Source organism: Streptomyces sp. NPDC050448, assembly GCF_040655295.1.
Lineage (GTDB): Bacteria > Actinomycetota > Actinomycetes > Streptomycetales > Streptomycetaceae > Streptomyces.
Genome location: NZ_JBFAJR010000010.1, coordinates 1 through 15,358, shown reverse-complemented (window position 1 = coordinate 15,358; position 15,358 = coordinate 1). Strand labels below are relative to the sequence as shown.

At 71.0% G+C, this 15,358-nt stretch carries 18 protein-coding genes; 8 read left to right on the top strand and 10 right to left on the bottom strand.

The features are described 5' to 3' along the window. Nucleotides 1–60 precede the first annotated feature (60 nt). From AB0I68_RS14415 to AB0I68_RS14405, 3 genes are all read left to right on the top strand, one after another. A complete protein-coding gene (locus tag AB0I68_RS14415; protein ID WP_363177588.1) occupies nt 61–759 on the top strand; it encodes an MOSC domain-containing protein in 699 nt (232 codons plus the stop codon). 150 nt (nt 760–909) lie between these two features. Then, nucleotides 910–1,683: an SDR family oxidoreductase gene (locus tag AB0I68_RS14410; RefSeq protein ID WP_363177587.1), complete on the top strand. Its 774-nt coding sequence runs from the start codon at nt 910–912 to the stop codon at nt 1,681–1,683. A 163-nt stretch (nt 1,684–1,846) separates the two neighbouring features. Beyond that, the gene (locus AB0I68_RS14405; protein WP_363177586.1) at nt 1,847–2,536 is read left to right on the top strand and encodes an ester cyclase; all 690 of its coding nucleotides are present in this window, start codon (nt 1,847–1,849) and stop codon (nt 2,534–2,536) included. Between the two features lie 108 nt (nt 2,537–2,644). On the opposite strand, the gene groL is transcribed toward AB0I68_RS14405, so the two are convergent. After that, nucleotides 2,645–4,273, bottom strand: a complete 1,629-nt coding sequence (groL, locus tag AB0I68_RS14400; protein WP_363177585.1) for a chaperonin GroEL — start codon at nt 4,271–4,273, stop codon at nt 2,645–2,647. A 129-nt stretch (nt 4,274–4,402) separates the two neighbouring features. Continuing rightward, nucleotides 4,403–4,711: a co-chaperone GroES gene (gene groES, locus AB0I68_RS14395; RefSeq protein ID WP_030154760.1), complete on the bottom strand. Its 309-nt coding sequence runs from the start codon at nt 4,709–4,711 to the stop codon at nt 4,403–4,405. Nucleotides 4,712–5,145: 434 nt separating this feature from the next. On the opposite strand from groES, the gene AB0I68_RS14390 reads away from it, so the two are divergent. Genes AB0I68_RS14390 through AB0I68_RS14380 form a run of 3 tightly spaced genes read left to right on the top strand, consistent with a single transcriptional unit; the run spans nt 5,146 to nt 7,249 of the window. Next, entirely contained in the window at nt 5,146–5,436 is a 291-nt protein-coding gene (locus AB0I68_RS14390; protein ID WP_363177584.1) for an ATP-binding protein, read from the top strand. Continuing rightward, a complete protein-coding gene (locus AB0I68_RS14385; protein WP_363177583.1) occupies nt 5,373–5,843 on the top strand; it encodes a hypothetical protein in 471 nt (156 codons plus the stop codon). Before AB0I68_RS14390 ends, AB0I68_RS14385 begins: the two co-directional genes overlap by 64 nt. Continuing rightward, nucleotides 5,831–7,249, top strand: a complete 1,419-nt coding sequence (locus AB0I68_RS14380; protein ID WP_363177582.1) for an FtsW/RodA/SpoVE family cell cycle protein — start codon at nt 5,831–5,833, stop codon at nt 7,247–7,249. The genes AB0I68_RS14385 and AB0I68_RS14380 overlap by 13 nt, the downstream gene beginning before the upstream one ends. 524 nt (nt 7,250–7,773) lie before the next feature. Here AB0I68_RS14380 and AB0I68_RS14375 read toward each other — a convergent pair. Next, on the bottom strand, nt 7,774–8,640 hold the full coding sequence (locus AB0I68_RS14375) for a polysaccharide deacetylase family protein (protein WP_363177581.1): 867 nt from the start codon (nt 8,638–8,640) through the stop codon (nt 7,774–7,776). Continuing rightward, nucleotides 8,637–9,509, bottom strand: coding sequence for a polysaccharide deacetylase family protein (locus tag AB0I68_RS14370; RefSeq protein ID WP_363177580.1), 873 nt, complete (start codon nt 9,507–9,509; stop codon nt 8,637–8,639). The genes AB0I68_RS14375 and AB0I68_RS14370 overlap by 4 nt, the downstream gene beginning before the upstream one ends. Before the next feature lie 178 nt (nt 9,510–9,687). Between AB0I68_RS14370 and AB0I68_RS14365 the strand changes: the two genes are divergently transcribed. Next, nucleotides 9,688–10,869: a methyltransferase domain-containing protein gene (locus AB0I68_RS14365; protein ID WP_363177579.1), complete on the top strand. Its 1,182-nt coding sequence runs from the start codon at nt 9,688–9,690 to the stop codon at nt 10,867–10,869. Here the strand turns inward: AB0I68_RS14365 and AB0I68_RS14360 are convergent. The 5 genes from AB0I68_RS14360 to tsaB form a co-directional block, all read right to left on the bottom strand. Continuing rightward, nucleotides 10,853–11,485 (bottom strand): hypothetical protein, encoded by a 633-nt coding sequence (locus AB0I68_RS14360; protein WP_363177578.1) that lies wholly within the window; start codon nt 11,483–11,485, stop codon nt 10,853–10,855. The two genes, AB0I68_RS14365 and AB0I68_RS14360, sit on opposite strands and share 17 nt — an antisense overlap. 65 nt (nt 11,486–11,550) lie before the next feature. Further along, entirely contained in the window at nt 11,551–11,823 is a 273-nt protein-coding gene (locus AB0I68_RS14355) for a hypothetical protein (RefSeq protein ID WP_363177577.1), read from the bottom strand. Further along, nucleotides 11,823–12,935: a tRNA (adenosine(37)-N6)-threonylcarbamoyltransferase complex transferase subunit TsaD gene (tsaD, locus tag AB0I68_RS14350; protein ID WP_363177576.1), complete on the bottom strand. Its 1,113-nt coding sequence runs from the start codon at nt 12,933–12,935 to the stop codon at nt 11,823–11,825. Before tsaD ends, AB0I68_RS14355 begins: the two co-directional genes overlap by 1 nt. Continuing rightward, nucleotides 12,928–13,452 (bottom strand): ribosomal protein S18-alanine N-acetyltransferase, encoded by a 525-nt coding sequence (rimI, locus tag AB0I68_RS14345; RefSeq protein ID WP_363177575.1) that lies wholly within the window; start codon nt 13,450–13,452, stop codon nt 12,928–12,930. The genes tsaD and rimI overlap by 8 nt, the downstream gene beginning before the upstream one ends. Beyond that, on the bottom strand, nt 13,449–14,111 hold the full coding sequence (tsaB, locus tag AB0I68_RS14340; protein WP_363177574.1) for a tRNA (adenosine(37)-N6)-threonylcarbamoyltransferase complex dimerization subunit type 1 TsaB: 663 nt from the start codon (nt 14,109–14,111) through the stop codon (nt 13,449–13,451). The genes rimI and tsaB overlap by 4 nt, the downstream gene beginning before the upstream one ends. Before the next feature lie 159 nt (nt 14,112–14,270). Between tsaB and AB0I68_RS14335 the strand changes: the two genes are divergently transcribed. Then, nucleotides 14,271–14,831, top strand: a complete 561-nt coding sequence (locus AB0I68_RS14335) for a hypothetical protein (protein ID WP_363177572.1) — start codon at nt 14,271–14,273, stop codon at nt 14,829–14,831. Between the two features lie 103 nt (nt 14,832–14,934). Here AB0I68_RS14335 and AB0I68_RS14330 read toward each other — a convergent pair whose 3' ends face one another. Beyond that, the gene (locus tag AB0I68_RS14330) at nt 14,935–15,129 is read right to left on the bottom strand and encodes a hypothetical protein (protein ID WP_363177571.1); all 195 of its coding nucleotides are present in this window, start codon (nt 15,127–15,129) and stop codon (nt 14,935–14,937) included. Between the last annotated feature and the right edge of the window lie 229 nt (nt 15,130–15,358).

The window sequence follows — 15,358 nt, the reverse complement described above, 5'->3', positions numbered from 1 at the left end:
CTTTGATCGCGGCGCGAATATCCTCATGCCACTTTGAGGAAGCTGGGCTAGCGTGTTCCCATGTCTCCCCTCGCCCCCCTGCACGTCATCTCCGTGAACCTCGGCCGCGCGACGGTCGTCGACTACACCGACACGGAGGGCGGGCTGACCGGCATCGGCAAGCGCCCCGTCCCCGGCCCGGTCCGTGTGTTCGCCCCGGGACCCAAGGGCGTCGGCGCCAGCGGCCTCGAGGGCGACGCCGTCTGCGACCTGCGCCACCACGGCGGGGACCACCAGGCCGTGTACGCCTACGCGCGCGAGGACCTGGACTGGTGGGAGGGCGAGCTGGACCGCGAAATGCCCGCCGGGCTCTTCGGCGAGAACCTCACCACCTCCGGCATCGACCTGACCGGTGCGCTGCTCGGGGAGCGCTGGCGGGTCGGCGCGGGCCTCGTCCTCGAGGTGGCCTCGGCCCGCATCCCGTGCCGGACCTTCCAGGGCGCCCTCGGCGAGAAGGCCTGGGTCAAGCGGTACACCCAGGCCGCGCGGCCGGGTGCGTACCTGCGCGTGATCCAAGAGGGCCCGGTCTCCCCCGGTGACACCGTCGAGGTCATCCACCGCCCGGATCACGACGTGACGGTGGAACTCTGGTTCCGGGCCTTCACCACGGACCGGTCGCTGCTCCCGCGCACGCTGGCGGCGGGCGGGGCGATGGAGCCGCAGGGCCACGAGACGGTCCGCGCGTACATGGAGAAGTACGGGAAGCAGTACGGGAAGTGAGCCCGGGAAGCGGCCCGGGAGCAGGGCGAATGTAGCCGGAAGTAGTGGTTCCGCAGCGGGAAGCGACGGCGCGCGGCGGGAACCGTCACGAAGGGGTACCGCACGGCGGGCTCCCCTTGAGCTGTCGCCAAGGGCGGCTAGGTTGCGCCTATGACGACTGCGTTGATTACGGGATCCACGGCGGGCATCGGCGCCGCATTCGCCCGGCGGCTCGCCGCCCAGGGCCACAACCTCGTACTGGTGGCCCGCGACACGAAGCGGCTCGGCGAGCAGGCCACCGAGCTGCACGACCGGCACGGCATCGAGGCCGAGGTGCTGACCGCCGACCTGTCCACCGACGAGGGCATCGCGGCGGTCGAGCAGCGTCTCGGCGACCGTACGCACCCGGTGGACCTGCTGGTCAACAACGCGGGCTTCGGCAACAAGGGCCGCTACCTCGAGGTCTCCATGGCCGACGAGCTGACCATGCTGAAGGTGCACATCGAGGCCGTCCTGCGGCTGACCTCGGCGGCCACCGGGTCGATGCGCTCGCGCGGCCGCGGCGGCGTCATCAACGTGGCCTCGGTGGCGGCCTTCGTGCCGCGCGGCACGTACGGGGCGAGCAAGGCCTGGGTCGTGCAGTTCACCCAGGGCGCGGCGAAGGACCTGGCGGGATCCGGCGTACGGCTGATGGCGCTGTGCCCCGGCTTCGTACGGACCGAGTTCCACCAGCGCGCCGGCATGGGGACGGACAACATCCCCAACTGGATGTGGCTGGACGCGGACAAGCTGGTGGCCGCGGCCCTGGCCGACCTGGCGCGCGGCAAGACGGTCTCGATCCCGGATCCGCGGTACAAGGCGCTGATGGGCGTGGTGAAACTGGCGCCGCGCGGGCTGCTGGGCGGGGTGTCCTCGCGCACGGGCCGCAAGTACGGCCCCCAGTAGTCCGGGTGAAGCCCCGGGGGAAGACCGGGGCACGCCCGGTGGAAGTCCGGGGCGAGACCGGGGGATCGCTCAAGTGACCTGCGGGTAGGCCGGTCCCGAAAACCGGCCGAACGGGTGAAATCTCCCTAAACTGGAAGTGTCCCATCCAGCGCGGGAGAACGCCATGACATTCGTACAAATAGTCGATTACGAGACCAGCAGGCCGGAGGCCGTCAACGAGGTCTTCGACCGGTACCTGGCGAAGACGCAGGGCAAGCGCACCGTGTCCCACAGCGTGCTCGGCAAGGACCGGGAATCCGACACGCACTTCGTCGACGTCGTCGAATTCCCCTCGTACGAAGAGGCCATGAGGAACTCTCATCTCCCGGAAACGGACAAGATGTTCCAGGAGATGGTGGCCCTCTGCGACGGGATGCCCCGGTTCACCAACCTGGACGTCATCCGCGACGAGCACCTCAACACGCTGCTCGTGAACCGCGTGTACGACGACATCGCGATGAAGGGCGACATGTCCGCCGTGGACGAGATCTTCGCGGTGGACTACCGGGACCACGACATCAGCAACCCCGTGGACAAGATCGGCCGCGAAGGCATCCGCGAGGACATGCAGATGTGGCGGAGCGCCTTCGACTTCACCTTCACGCGGGACGCCCAGATGGCGCAGGACGACTACGTCACCACGCTGTGGACCTGGACCGGCAAGCACAAGGGCGAGTTCATGGGGATCGCCCCGACCGGCAAGACCTGCACGATGACCGGCACGACGGTCTTCCGCTGCGAGAACGGAATGATCAAGGAAGCCTGGTGGCACTACGACGCCATGCGCCTGATGAGGGAACTGGGCGCGATGTAGTCACTTTTCGCCCCCACGGGAAAGGCCCCGGTCACCGCCGCTTGGCAGCGGGGACCGGGGCCTTTCTCCGTTCAACTGTTCAGCCGTTCAGCTGTTCAGCCCGGCTGGTCAGTGGCTGTGGCCGTGACCGCCGTGACCGTGGCCGTCGGCCTCTTCCTCGGCCGGCTTCTCGACGACCAGGGTCTCGGTCGTGAGCAGCAGGGAGGCGATGGAAGCGGCGTTCTCCAGCGCGGAGCGGGTGACCTTGACCGGGTCGATGACGCCGGCCTTGACCAGGTCGCCGTACTCGCCGGTGGCGGCGTTGAAGCCGTTGCCCTTCTCCAGCTCCGCCACCTTCGAGGTGATGACGTAGCCCTCGAGGCCGGCGTTCTCGGCGATCCAGCGCAGCGGCTCGACCGCGGCGCGGCGGACGACCGCGACACCCGTGCCCTCGTCGCCGGTCAGGCCGAGGTTGTCCTCGAGGACCTTGACGGCGTGGACGAGCGCGGAGCCACCGCCGGAGACGATGCCCTCCTCGACCGCGGCGCGGGTCGCCGAGATGGCGTCCTCGAGGCGGTGCTTCTTCTCCTTGAGCTCCACCTCGGTGGCGGCGCCGACCTTGATGACGCAGACGCCGCCGGCGAGCTTCGCCAGGCGCTCCTGCAGCTTCTCGCGGTCCCAGTCCGAGTCCGTGGACTCGATCTCGGCCTTGATCTGGTTGACGCGGCCGAGGACCTCGTCGGCGCTGCCGCCGCCGTCGACGACGGTGGTGTCGTCCTTGGAGATGGTCACGCGGCGCGCGGAACCGAGTACGTCCAGACCGGCCTGGTCGAGCTTGAGGCCGACCTCCTCGGCGATGACGGTGGCACCGGTGAGGGTGGCCATGTCCTGGAGCATCGCCTTGCGGCGGTCACCGAAGCCGGGGGCCTTGACGGCGACCGCGTTGAAGGTGCCGCGGATCTTGTTGACGACGAGGGTGGAGAGCGCCTCGCCCTCGACGTCCTCGGCGATGATCAGCAGCGGGCGGGAGCCGCCGGCCTGGATGACCTTCTCGAGCAGGGGCAGGAGGTCCTGGATGGAGGAGATCTTGCCCTGGTTGATCAGGATGTACGGGTCGTCGAGGACGGCCTCCATACGCTCCTGGTCGGTGACCATGTACGGCGAGAGGTAGCCCTTGTCGAAGGCCATGCCCTCGGTGAACTCGAGCTCCAGGCCGAAGGTGTTGGACTCCTCGACGGTGATGACACCGTCCTTGCCGACCTTGTCCATCGCCTCGGCGATGAGCTCGCCGACCTGCTGGTCCTGCGCGGAGAGCGCGGCCACGGCGGCGATGTCGGACTTGTCCTCGATCGGGCGGGCGGTCGCGAGGAGCTCCTCGGACACGGCCTTGACCGCGGCGTCGATGCCCTTCTTCAGGGCGGCCGGGGAAGCGCCGGCGGCGACGTTGCGCAGACCCTCGCGGACCAGCGCCTGGGCCAGCACGGTGGCGGTGGTGGTGCCGTCACCCGCGATGTCGTTGGTCTTGGTCGCCACCTCCTTCACGAGCTGCGCGCCCAGGTTCTCGTACGGGTCGTCCAGCTCGACCTCGCGGGCGATGGTGACACCGTCGTTGGTGATGGTGGGGGCGCCGAACTTCTTGTCGATGACGACGTTGCGGCCCTTGGGGCCGATCGTCACCTTGACCGTGTCGGCAAGCTTGTTGACGCCGCGCTCGAGGGCGCGACGGGCGTCCTCGTCGAACTTCAGGATCTTCGCCATGGGAGCGGTTCAGCCCTCTCGAAAACTCGGGTTTAACGAACTGCGCCCCTTGCCGCCCGGCAATCAGCGGGGTGACCAGGGGCGCAGCTCAAAGCAATTCAGGTGAAGCGAAAGCGAGTTGCTTCTCGTTTACTTCTCGATGATCGCGAGCACGTCGCGAGCCGAGAGGACGAGGTACTCTTCGCCGCTGTACTTCACTTCGGTGCCGCCGTACTTGCTGTACAGCACGATGTCGCCGACGCTGACGTCCAGCGGGAGACGCTGGCCGTCCTCGAAGCGACCCGGGCCCACGGCGAGGACGACGCCCTCCTGGGGCTTCTCCTTCGCGGTGTCCGGGATGACCAGGCCGGAAGCCGTGGTCTGCTCGGCGTCGAGCGGCTGGACCACGATGCGGTCCTCGAGCGGCTTGATGGCAACCTTGGAGCTGGTGGTCGTCACGATCCGACCTCCCCCTTCGGAGATCTCACGGGGCTAACTGTCTAGGTGGCGACCAGGTGGATCCGTCGTCGCGGGTGCCGGACCTGCCCGTCGCTGTGTTGGCACTCACCGGGGGCGAGTGCCAGGTGCGAGACTATTCCGGCGATTAGCACTCGGTCAAGCGGAGTGCCAACACGCTCCGCTGGGTCATCCGGATCCGGGGGTCCCCGGGGACCCGCTGCACCACCCGGCGGGCCGGGCCGATCCGGCTCCCGCCGGGCCGGGACTGCCGCTGCGCCGGGCCACAACAGCGGTGCGCCGGCCCGATCGGCGTCCTGGCCGCGGAGGACCTGGCCCGGCGCCCGGCCCCCCGGGTTCCGCTCCGGCTGGACGCGCAGGCGCCCGTACCGGCGGCCGGGGATCCGGCGCGGCTGGAGCGGGCGCTGGCCAACCTGGTGGACAACGCGCTGCGGCATGCCCGTACGGAGGTCGTCGTACGGGCAGCCACCGAGCCCGCGGAGTCCTCGGCGAGCGCCGCGAGCACCGGGAGCACCGGCTGGGCGGTGCTGGAGGTCGAGGACGACGGCCCGGGCATCCCGGAGGCGGACCGGGACCGGGTGTTCGAGCGGTTCGTGCGGCTCGACGCGGACCGCGGCCGCGCCGGCGTCGGTACAGCCTGGACATGGGCGATCTCGACCGGACGAAGCGGCAGCAGGCCTTCCTGGCGGGCGCCACGCAGAAGCTGAACTCGGCCGGGACCTTCACCCATCCGGTCAAGCTGATGAAGCTGATCGACGCCGCCAAACAGGACGTGGTGACGGACGAGGGCTGGGACCTGCTGTCGTTCGTGAAGCAGGCGAAGAACCTGTCCGGCGGCAAGGTGGCGTTCACGACACTGCCCGTCGAGCGGTTCGGAAGGAACCATGGGGAGGACATGAACGTCGTAGACGATATGAAGATAAAGCGCCTCATTGCCGAGCAGATCGGACCGGAGGCCTCCGCCTCTGCGGCCGCTCCGAGCCCGAGCGACGCACCGGGGACGCCTCCGGGGCCGGCGGACGCCGCCCCCGCCCCTGCTCCGGATCCGGTCGCGTCGGCGAGCGCGGGCGGCAGCCCCGCCATCGACGGTGGCGGCATCCCGTGCGTGGACTGAGGCCCCTCACGACGGCGGGCGCGCGCCGCCGCACCGAGGCGCTGCTCCTCGTCTTCGTCGTCGCCCTCACCGTCTTCGGGCACGCGAACGCCGGCCTGGCGATGAACGGTGAGCTGCCCGCCAACCTCACCGGTTTCACGATCAGCATGACGCTGCTGGCGCTGGTGGGGCACCTGGGCGTACGCCGGTTCGCGGCGTACGCGGATCCGCTGATCTTCCCGCTCGCCATGCTGCTGACGGGGCTCGGGCTGGTACTGATCCACCGGCTCGACCAGAGCTACATCGAGCGGTACGGGGGCGATCCGAACGCCCCCGACCAGTTGATGTGGACGGTGGTCGGGGTCGCCGCCTGCCTGCTGGGGCTGGCGCTGCTGCGCGACCACCGGATGCTGCAGCGGTTCATCTACAGCACGATGGCCGTGTCGCTGGTGCTGCTGATCGCGCCGGTGTTCTTCGGCGCGGACACGTACGGCGCGAAGCGCTGGATCATCCTGTTCGGCTTCTCGCTCCAGCCCGGCGAGTTCGTGAAGATCATGATCGCGGTCTTCTTCGCGGGCTACCTGGTCATCCACCGGGACTCCCTGTCCCTGACCGGCCGCAAGTTCCTGGGCATGCAGTTGCCCCCGATGCGCCAGCTCGGGCCCATCGTCACGGTGTGGATCGTGTCGCTGCTGGTGCTCGTCTTCGAGCGTGACCTGGGTACGTCGCTGATCTTCTTCGGTGTGTTCGTGGTGATGCTGTACGTCGCCACCGAGCGCACCAGCTGGATCGTGTGCGGGCTGCTCATGGCCTCGCTCGGCGCCTTCGTGGTGGGCTCGACGGAACCGCACGTCAAAGCGCGCGTGGCCGCCTGGCTGGAACCGCTGTCGTACTACTGGAAGGACCGGCCGCCGGGGGTCACCTCGGACCAGTCCGCGCAGGCGCTCTTCAGCTTCGGCACGGGCGGCATGTCGGGCACGGGGCTGGGGTTGGGCCACCCCGAGCTGATCAAGTTCGCGGGCCGCAGCGACTTCATCCTGACCACGGTGGGCGAGGAGCTCGGGCTGGCCGGGGTCATGGCGGTACTGATCCTGTACGCGCTGCTGGTCCAGCGGGGACTGCGGATGGCACTGGGCGCCCGCGACCCGTTCGGGAAGCTGCTGGCGGTGGGCCTGTCGGCGGCGCTGGCGCTCCAGGTCTTCGTGGTGGCGGGCGGTGTGACGGGCCTGATCCCGCTGACCGGCAAGGCACTGCCGTTCCTGGCGAAGGGCGGCTCGTCCCTCCTGGCCAACTGGATCATGATCGCCCTGCTCCTCCGCATCAGCGACGGCGCGGAACGCCAACGCGAGGCGGACGCCCGCGGCCCGGCGGAAACAACGATCACACCGCTGGTGGGGACGGGGAGTGGGACTGGGACTGGGGGGTGAGGCCGGGGCCGGGGTGCGGAGTGGCGGCTGACGCGATCGCGCGGCAAGCGGGGTCTGGGCCTGCTCGCGCCCCCTCGCGGAGCCGGGCGGCTGCCCACCGGCCCGCCCCGGTAGGCACACGGGCCGTTCAGAGATGCCCGACCTTGGTCCCACGCCTCTCCGCACCCAGGCCGCCAGGACCACCGAGCCGGACCGGCGATGGGGGCTCGGGGAGGCCGGGCCCCCTCAAGGGCCCATACCTGCCCCTTCCGGGTCCGGGCAGGGTCAACCTGCACCAGACAGCGGCTAGATGACCACGCCGGTAGGCCTGGGCCCGCAGACGCACCAGATCGCTACGCGCTCCGCCCGGCTTGGCGTCCGGCAGCCGTCTGGGGCTGGGCAGGCGCAGGCAGCAGGCAGAGGTGGTCAGTCGTGCCTCGCCTCCACGATGAGCGTGTACATCGTCCGCTCGTGGCCGGGGGCGTCATGTTGTGGCCCGCGCGTGCACAGTTCAACCGGTGCTCGGACCCCTCGCGGCGCTGTCGTCAGAGGTAGTCCTCCAGGTGGCCTATTCGGTAGCCCTGCTCCTGGATGCGCTGGAGCATGCGGGTCGTCATCTGGATTTCCGTCGAGCCCTTGAGTTCCGACGGGCCGCGGAAGTGGGCCAGGATGATGTCGCCCGGTTTGAGGGCGGAGCCCTCGGCGTACTGGAAGTTGTTGATCTGCATCGACACGCGCCACAGGATCACCTGCGAGATGCCGCATTCGGCGGCGGCCCTGAGGGTGTCGTCGTTGTAGTTGCCGTACGGCGGGCGGAACCGGGTCGGCTTGGTGCCGAAGCGCTTCTCCAGGTGTTCCTGCTGGCCGCATATCTCCTTCTTCTGCGCCGCGAAGGGCAGGGTCCGGAGGTTCGGGTGCGTCAGGGTGTGGTTGTTGATCGTGCTGCCGGAGCCGTTGTCGCGGAGCTTCTCGAAGTGCCCGTAGTCCGACGAGGCGATGTTGTCCGTCAGGAACATGCTGATCGGCAGTTTGAGGTCCGCCGCCATCTTCAGGAACTCGGGATCCTTCTCCGCGCCGTCGTCGAAGGTCAGGAAGACGACCTTGTCCGTGGGCGGGACGGGTATTCGGTCCACGACCTGGGCCTTGCCAGGGGCCGCCGGTGCGATCACGGGCTTCTGGGCCGGCTTCGGGGCGAACTGGAGGGGGGCCGACAGGCCCCATTTCCTGTACGCCTCGTCCCCCGCCGCACCAACCGACGGCGACGGCGACGGCGACGGAGCCGGCTGCTGCTCCTCTTTCGCCTTGCGGCCCAGTCGTTCGCTGGGGTCCGCGCTGTTCCCGCACCCCGTCAGGGACAGCGCGAGCGCGCCGGCCGCCAGCGTTCCGGCCACCAACCGGCGCGCGTACCTCACAAGTAGTCCTCCAGGCGAGCCACGGCGTACCCCTTGTCCGTGACGGTCTTCATGACATGACGGATCATGTCAGGCATGGACCCCTTCCAGTCCTCCCGGCCTCGGAAATGAGTCAGGATGATGTCTCCAGGATGGAGGTCCCGGTCCCATTCCCGCCAGTCCATGCGGTTCGGGAAGGCCTCCTCGTTCCACAGCGGGACCGCCTTGATGCCGCAGGATTTCGCCGCGCGCAGCGTGTCCTCGTTGTAGTTGCCGTACGGCGGCCGGAAGAGTGTCGGCCGTTTGCCGAACTGCTTCTGGATCGTGTCCTGCTGGCCGCAGATCTCCTCGTGCTGCTCGTCGTACGAGAGCGCCGGCATGTACCGGTGGTTGAGGGTGTGGTTGTTCAGGGTGACGCCGGCGGCCTGCATCTCCTTGAAGTACGGGTAGTTGTCGCGGATGAGGTAGTCGCTGAGGAACGCCGTGTACGGGATCTTCAGCTCCTGCATCATCTTCAGGAACTCGGGGTCCTTCTCCGCGCCGTCGTCGATCGTCAGGAAGACGACCTTGTCCTCGGTGGGGACGGTGGTGAAGACCGGCGGGAGGCCCTCGCCGCCCTCGACCTCGAACCCCTCGCGGGTGCTGATCTCCGGCTTCGTCTTGGGGGCGGCCGGCGCGGCCAGCGGCGGCTTGGCCAGTTTCCACCTCTTCGCCGCGGCGATCCGGGCCTGCTGGGCGGCTTTCTGCTGCTCGGCCGGGCCCGCGACCGCGCCCGCTGCGCCCGCCGCCTCGGCGCCCTTGCCGGCCTTGGTCTTGGAGGGCGCCTCGGAGCCCGTGGAGGAGCCGCAGCCGGTTCCGAGGGCGGCGACCAGCAGTGCGGCCAGTGCCACCCCGACGCGGCCGCGCGAAACCGCCGCGGACCGGTGACCATGGAGCGTCTTATGTTCCTTTTGTCTGACTAGCTGCATAGCAGCGCATCCTGGCATCCGACACGCACACCGCCCCGCCGACACCGCGAACGGAAGACGACCTTCCATCGAGTGGCCCACACTGACCGACAATGAACGGGTGACCCCCGAAGACTTCGCCGCGCTCCTCACCCCCGAAGGCCGCGCCCTCCTCGACTCGCTCCGCGACTACGACCCGGCCCAGGAGCTCGCCGTCGCCACCCGGCTGCGCCGCGAGCACCCCGCCGGACTGGTCTCCGCCGCGCTCGGGCAGGCCCGGCTGCGGCAGCGCGCGGTGGCGAAGTTCGGCGCCGAGGACGCGTTCCGGATGTACTTCACGCCCGGCGGCGGCGAGATGGCCACGCGCGCCTCGGTGGCCTCGTACCGCGCCGAGCGGCTCGCGGAACTCGGCGTGCGCAGCGTCGCCGACCTGTGCTGCGGCATCGGCGGGGACGCCCTGGCCCTGGCCCGGCTCGGCATCCGCGTGCTGGCCGTGGACCGCGACCCGCTGACCGTCGCCGTCGCCCGCGCCAACGCCGAGGCCTTGGGCCTGGCGGAGCTCGTCGAGGTCCGCGAGGCGGATGTGACCGGCGTCGACACCTCCGGGTACGACGCCGTCTTCCTCGACCCCGCCCGGCGCGGCGGCCGCGGGAGGATCTTCGACCCCGAGAGCTACTCGCCGCCGCTGTCGTGGGCCGTCGAGGCCGCCCGTACGGCCAAGTACGCCGCCATCAAGATCGCCCCCGGGATCCCGCACGAGGCCGTGCCGCAGGAGGCCGAGGCCGAGTGGATCTCGGACCAGGGGGACGTGAAGGAGGCCGTGCTGTGGTTCGGGACCGCGCCCGGCACCGTCCGCGCCACCCTGCTGCCCGGCCCGCGCACCCTGCACACCGTCGATCCGCTGCCCGATCCCGAGGCCGGGCCGGTCGGCCGCTACCTCTACGAGCCCGACGGCGCCGTGATCCGCGCCCACCTCGTCGCCGAGGTCGCCGAGCAGCTGGCCGGCCGGCTCATCGACCCGACCATCGCGTACGTCACCGCCGACGAGCTGCGCGCGACGCCGTACGCCACCGCGTACGAGATCACCGACGTGCTGCCCTTCGGCCTCAAGAAGCTGAAGGCGCTGCTGCGCGAGCGCGGGGTGGGCATCCTGACCGTGAAGAAGCGCGGTTCGGCCATCGAGCCCGAGGAGCTGCGCAAGAAGGTCAAGCCGCAGGGACCGCACTCCGCGACGGTCTTCCTGACCCGGGTCGCGGGCGCCCCGTCGATGCTGATCGGCTCGCCCGTCAGCGCACCGCGGTAGGACCGCCGCGGAAGGCGCGCACCGCCCACCGGTAGTGCGCGCCCGCCTTGCCGAGGCCCAGCAGGCCCGTGATCCACAGGATCATGCCGAGGCCCATGAAGTACGTGACCTCGCCGTAGGTCGTGCTGCCCGGGCGGGCGGACGCCGCGGACCCGAAGGTCACGTACAGCCCGAACGCGCCCAGCGCGAAGGAGGTCAGCAGCCAGGTCAGGCTCCGCCCGGGGGCGCGGACCCGGGCGTCGGCGGCCGGATCCCGGTCCGACTCCGCCCACGCGCACAGCAGTTGGCGCACCCTCCGGTCCCGCTTGGCGCCCTGGGCGAACCAGAACCCGGCCGGGATCAGGACGCCCGCGCCGAGCAGGGCGAAGACGAGGCCGAAGACGTACGCGAGCGGATCTCCGGGCGCCTCGAAGGACATCAGGGCCATGCCGACGAAGGACCAGCCGAGCGCGAAGACCGCGGCGACGGTCCAGAGCAGCAGCAACCGCCCCAGACCCAGGCTGCGCCGGCCCAGCTCCTCCAGGAACCGCGCGCGGTCGGCCCGTACGGCCCGCTCGTCCAGCCAGGCGCGCATGTGGGCGGGAGGCGGCGGGGGCGGCAGGTCACGACGAGGCATGCGCATGACGATATCGGCACTGCGCCACAGGTCCGGTCCGGAGGCGCTCGAAAGGGCTCGCCGTGTCAGCCGCCGGTGGTCTCCACCGACTCGAACCGCCAGCGGTGCACCGGCCGGGTGATCAAATCGGCGGCGGGTTCGGGGAGTTCGGGCAGCTCCGCCGCCACGCCCTCGGCCGCCTCCCACCACGTGACGACCAGCACCCGGTCCTGCGGGGCCCGCAGCAGCTCGCGGCGCACCGGCTCGCGCGCCAGTACCTGCGAACGGGCCCACTCCAGCAGCTCGTTGCCCCGCCCGGCGGCGGCCCGGGCCTCCCACATCAGCGCGACGGTGCTCATCAGTACAGGTTGTCCTTGCTCAACTCGTGTACGTGGTCGTGGTCGTGGGTGTGCGCATGCGAGTGCCCGGCACCCGGCACGTGCGGGTCCGTCACCGGCAGCGAGGAGTCCGCCGACAGGTCCCAGTCCGAGGCCGGCCGGTTCCGCTTGACCATCTCCGCGCCCAGCGCCGCCACCATCGCGCCGTTGTCCGTGCACAGCTTCGGCCGCGGCACCCGCAGGATGACCCCCGCGTCGTCGCACCGCTCCTGCGCCAGCGACCGCAGCCGGGAATTGGCCGCCACACCGCCGCCGATCATCAGGTGGTCGACGCCCTCGTCCTTGCACGCGCGGATCGCCTTGCGGGTCAGCACGTCCACCACGGCCTCCTGGAAGGACGCCGCCACATCGCGCACCGGCACCTCCTCGCCCGCGTTCCGCTTCGCCTCGATCCAGCGGGCGACCGCCGTCTTGAGCCCGGAGAAGGAGAAGTCGTACGCCGCGTCGCGCGACCCCGTCAGCCCGCGCGGGAAGTTGATCGCCTTCGGGTCGCCCTCCCGCGCGAGCCGGTCGATGACCGGGCCGCCGGGGAAGCCCAGCTGCAGCACGCGCGCGATCTTGTCGAAGGCCTCGCCCGCCGCGTCGTCGATGGTCGCGCCCAGCGGCCGTACGTCGGAGGTGATGTCCGGGGCGAGCAGCAGCGAGGAGTGCCCGCCGGACACCAGCAGCGCCATGGTCGGCTCCGGCAGCGGCCCGTGCTCCAGCTGGTCCACGCAGATGTGCGAGGCCAGGTGGTTCACCCCGTACAGCGGCTTGCCGAGCGCGTACGCGTACGCCTTGGCCGCCGAGACGCCCACCAGCAGGGCCCCCGCGAGGCCCGGCCCCGCGGTGACGGCGATGCCGTCGAGGTCGCGGGCGCTGACCCCGGCCTCCTTCAGGGCGCGCTCGATGGTGGGGACCATCGCCTCCAGGTGCGCCCGGGAGGCCACCTCGGGCACGACGCCGCCGAAGCGCGCGTGCTCGTCGACGCTGGAGGCGATCGCGTCCGCCAGCAGGGTGGTGCCGCGGACCACGCCGACGCCGGTCTCGTCGCAGGAGGTCTCGATTCCGAGGACGAGCGGTTCGTCAGCCATGGGTCTCACCTTGTACGGGTCCGTCTGCGGAGACGGAGCTAGCGGGATCGGAAAGGCGCATCACGAGCGCGTCGACGTTGCCGGGCTGGTAGTAGCCCCGCCGGAAGCCGATCGGCTCGAAGCCGAAGCGCTCGTAGAGCTTCTGGGCCCGGGTGTTGTCCACCCGTACCTCCAGCAGCACCTCGGCGCACTCGAATGCGGTGGCGGCGCGCAGCAGGTCGGTGAGGAGCCGGGCGCCGAGCCCGGTCCCCCACTGGTCGCGCGCGGCCGCGATGGTCTGTACGTCGCCCAGGTCACCGGCGGCGGCCAGCCCGGCGTAGCCGACGATGCGGCCGGTGGACGGGTCGTGGGCGACGACGTAGCGGCGGGTGGCGTGGGGGCCGCGGGCGTGGGCGAGCTCGGACCAGAACATGCCCGCGGACCAGGCGTCCTCGGGGAACAGCTCGTGCTCCAGTTCCAGCACTGGCTCGATGTCCCACCAGCGCATCTCGCGCACGACTGCGGTCACTGAGGTCACTGCGGGGTGACCACCTTGTAGTTCTTGGGCACCTGCGCGTCGGGCCGGCGCAGGTAGAGGGGCGTCGGAGGCAGGAACTCCTGCCCGGCCGCGAGCCGTTCCACGGCCAGGGACGCGAGGGCGGCGGCGCTCAGGTGCTCGGGGGCCCGTGCGTCGGTGAAGACGTCCGGGTACAGCAGCGCGCCCTGGCCCACGGCGGGCATGCCCGCGACCTGCTCGGCGATGTCGGCCGGGCGGTCCACGGCGGGCTCGCCGACGCGCGTGCGCGGGTCCTCGTACCGGGCCCAGTAGACCTCCTTGCGCCGCGCGTCGGTGGCGACGGTGAAGGGGCCCTCGATCCCGGCGGCGCCCGCGGCGTACGCGAGGCCGTCGAGGGTGCACAGGCCGTGCACGGGGATGCCGAGCACGGTGGCGAAGGTGGAGGCGGTGACGAGGCCGACGCGCAGCCCGGTGTAGGGGCCGGGGCCGACCCCGACGACGATGCCGGTGAGGGCGTCGAGCTTCAGCCCGGCCTCGGCGAGGACCTTGTCGACGGAGGGCAGCAGGAGCTCCCCGTGGCGGCGGGCGTCGACCTGGTTCGACTCGGCGAGGACGGACTCGCCGTCGTGCAGGGCGACGGTGACGGCGGGCGTGGCGGTATCTACAGCGAGCAAGAGCACGCGAACAGCCTACGACTCCGGGACCCCGGGCCCTCGCGGCCGGTCGCGGGGCACCCCGGCTGCTACCTTCGACCCAGGTATCGGCCGAGGTCCGGGCCGGGGCACGGCGTGCCCGGTCGCCACCACGGCACAGGGGAAGCACGGGAGAGGTGGAGCAAGGTGGCACGCAGCAGCTCGGGAATCGTGGCCGGGCTCACCGTAGCGGCACTCGCCGCCGTCGGCTTCCTCGGTTACCAGGCCTCTGCGACCGCGCCCGCGCACCCCGCGCAGGCGGCCCCGCAGGCCACGGCGTCGCCCTCCCCCGTCCCGACCGCCCACGCGGCCGACCCGGCGAAGCCGGTGGCCGTGCCGCCCGAATCGGGCACGGGCTCGCGCGTCGTGTACTCGGTGGGCCTGAAGCGGGTGTGGCTGGTCGGCGAGAACGGGCAGGAGCCGAAGTCGTTCCCGGTCAAGCCCAGCACGGCGCACCCGAGGCCGGGCACGTACCTGGTGAACTCGCGCTCGGGCGCGGTCACCGGCTCGGACGGGGTGCCGATCGAGCACGTCGTGCGGTTCGGCACGGCGGACGGTGTCGTGGTCGGGTTCAGCTCCCGGGTGGACGGCCAGATGCCGGAGCCCGACCCGAACAAGAAGACCGGCGGCATCCGCATGACGCGGGCCGACGGCGATGCGATGTGGGCCTTCGCGACGATCAACTCGAAGGTCGTCGTCCTCCCCTGACCGGGGCCGCCTCCTCTGACCGGCACCCCGCCACGGATTCACCCGAACGGGCTACCGGGCGTGCGGGCCACCGGGCAGCCGGACTGCTGCGCACACGGGTTTCTCAGGCCGCCTCGGACTCCGGGGCGGCCTGCTCGCGTAGGTCCCCCGCGGCCGTCGCGTCGGCCCCGGGAGCGTCCGGGGCGTGCTCCCGCGCGGGCGGCGTCGAGACGGCGGTGGCGGCCGCGCCCGCGGCGAGCAGCGCCCTCATGGACACGACGGACGGGCGGGGGTCGCGCTGCACTCCTGCTGCGGACATGGCTGCCTCCTGGCCCGGGCCGGCCCGTACTTAGGTAGGCCTAACCAGCCCTTCGTACCATGTCACCACGTGCGACTCCGTCGGCGCAATATCTTGCCGACGGGTTGTCGGTACGTTTCCCCGGCCCGGTCGCGGGCCCGGTCGCGCCGGCCCCGGCGCGCCCGCCCTAGGGGGTGTCCGGCGGTTACCCAGCCGGCGAGGGTGAGCGGGGCTGCCGCGTGCTCCCCGT

Bases quoted from the DNA above. Each gene is read 5' to 3' on its own strand.
- AB0I68_RS14415 (WP_363177588.1), top strand. From the start codon at position 61: ATGTCTCCCCTCGCCCCCCTGCACGTCATCTCCGTGAACCTCGGCCGC.
- AB0I68_RS14410 (WP_363177587.1), top strand. From the start codon at position 910: ATGACGACTGCGTTGATTACGGGATCCACGGCGGGCATCGGCGCCGCA.
- AB0I68_RS14405 (WP_363177586.1), top strand. From the start codon at position 1,847: ATGACATTCGTACAAATAGTCGATTACGAGACCAGCAGGCCGGAGGCC.
- groL (WP_363177585.1), bottom strand. From the start codon at position 4,273: ATGGCGAAGATCCTGAAGTTCGACGAGGACGCCCGTCGCGCCCTCGAG.
- AB0I68_RS14385 (WP_363177583.1), top strand. From the start codon at position 5,373: ATGGGCGATCTCGACCGGACGAAGCGGCAGCAGGCCTTCCTGGCGGGC.
- AB0I68_RS14360 (WP_363177578.1), bottom strand. From the start codon at position 11,485: ATGCCTCGTCGTGACCTGCCGCCCCCGCCGCCTCCCGCCCACATGCGC.
- AB0I68_RS14355 (WP_363177577.1), bottom strand. From the start codon at position 11,823: ATGAGCACCGTCGCGCTGATGTGGGAGGCCCGGGCCGCCGCCGGGCGG.
- tsaD (WP_363177576.1), bottom strand. From the start codon at position 12,935: ATGGCTGACGAACCGCTCGTCCTCGGAATCGAGACCTCCTGCGACGAG.
- AB0I68_RS14330 (WP_363177571.1), bottom strand. From the start codon at position 15,129: ATGTCCGCAGCAGGAGTGCAGCGCGACCCCCGCCCGTCCGTCGTGTCC.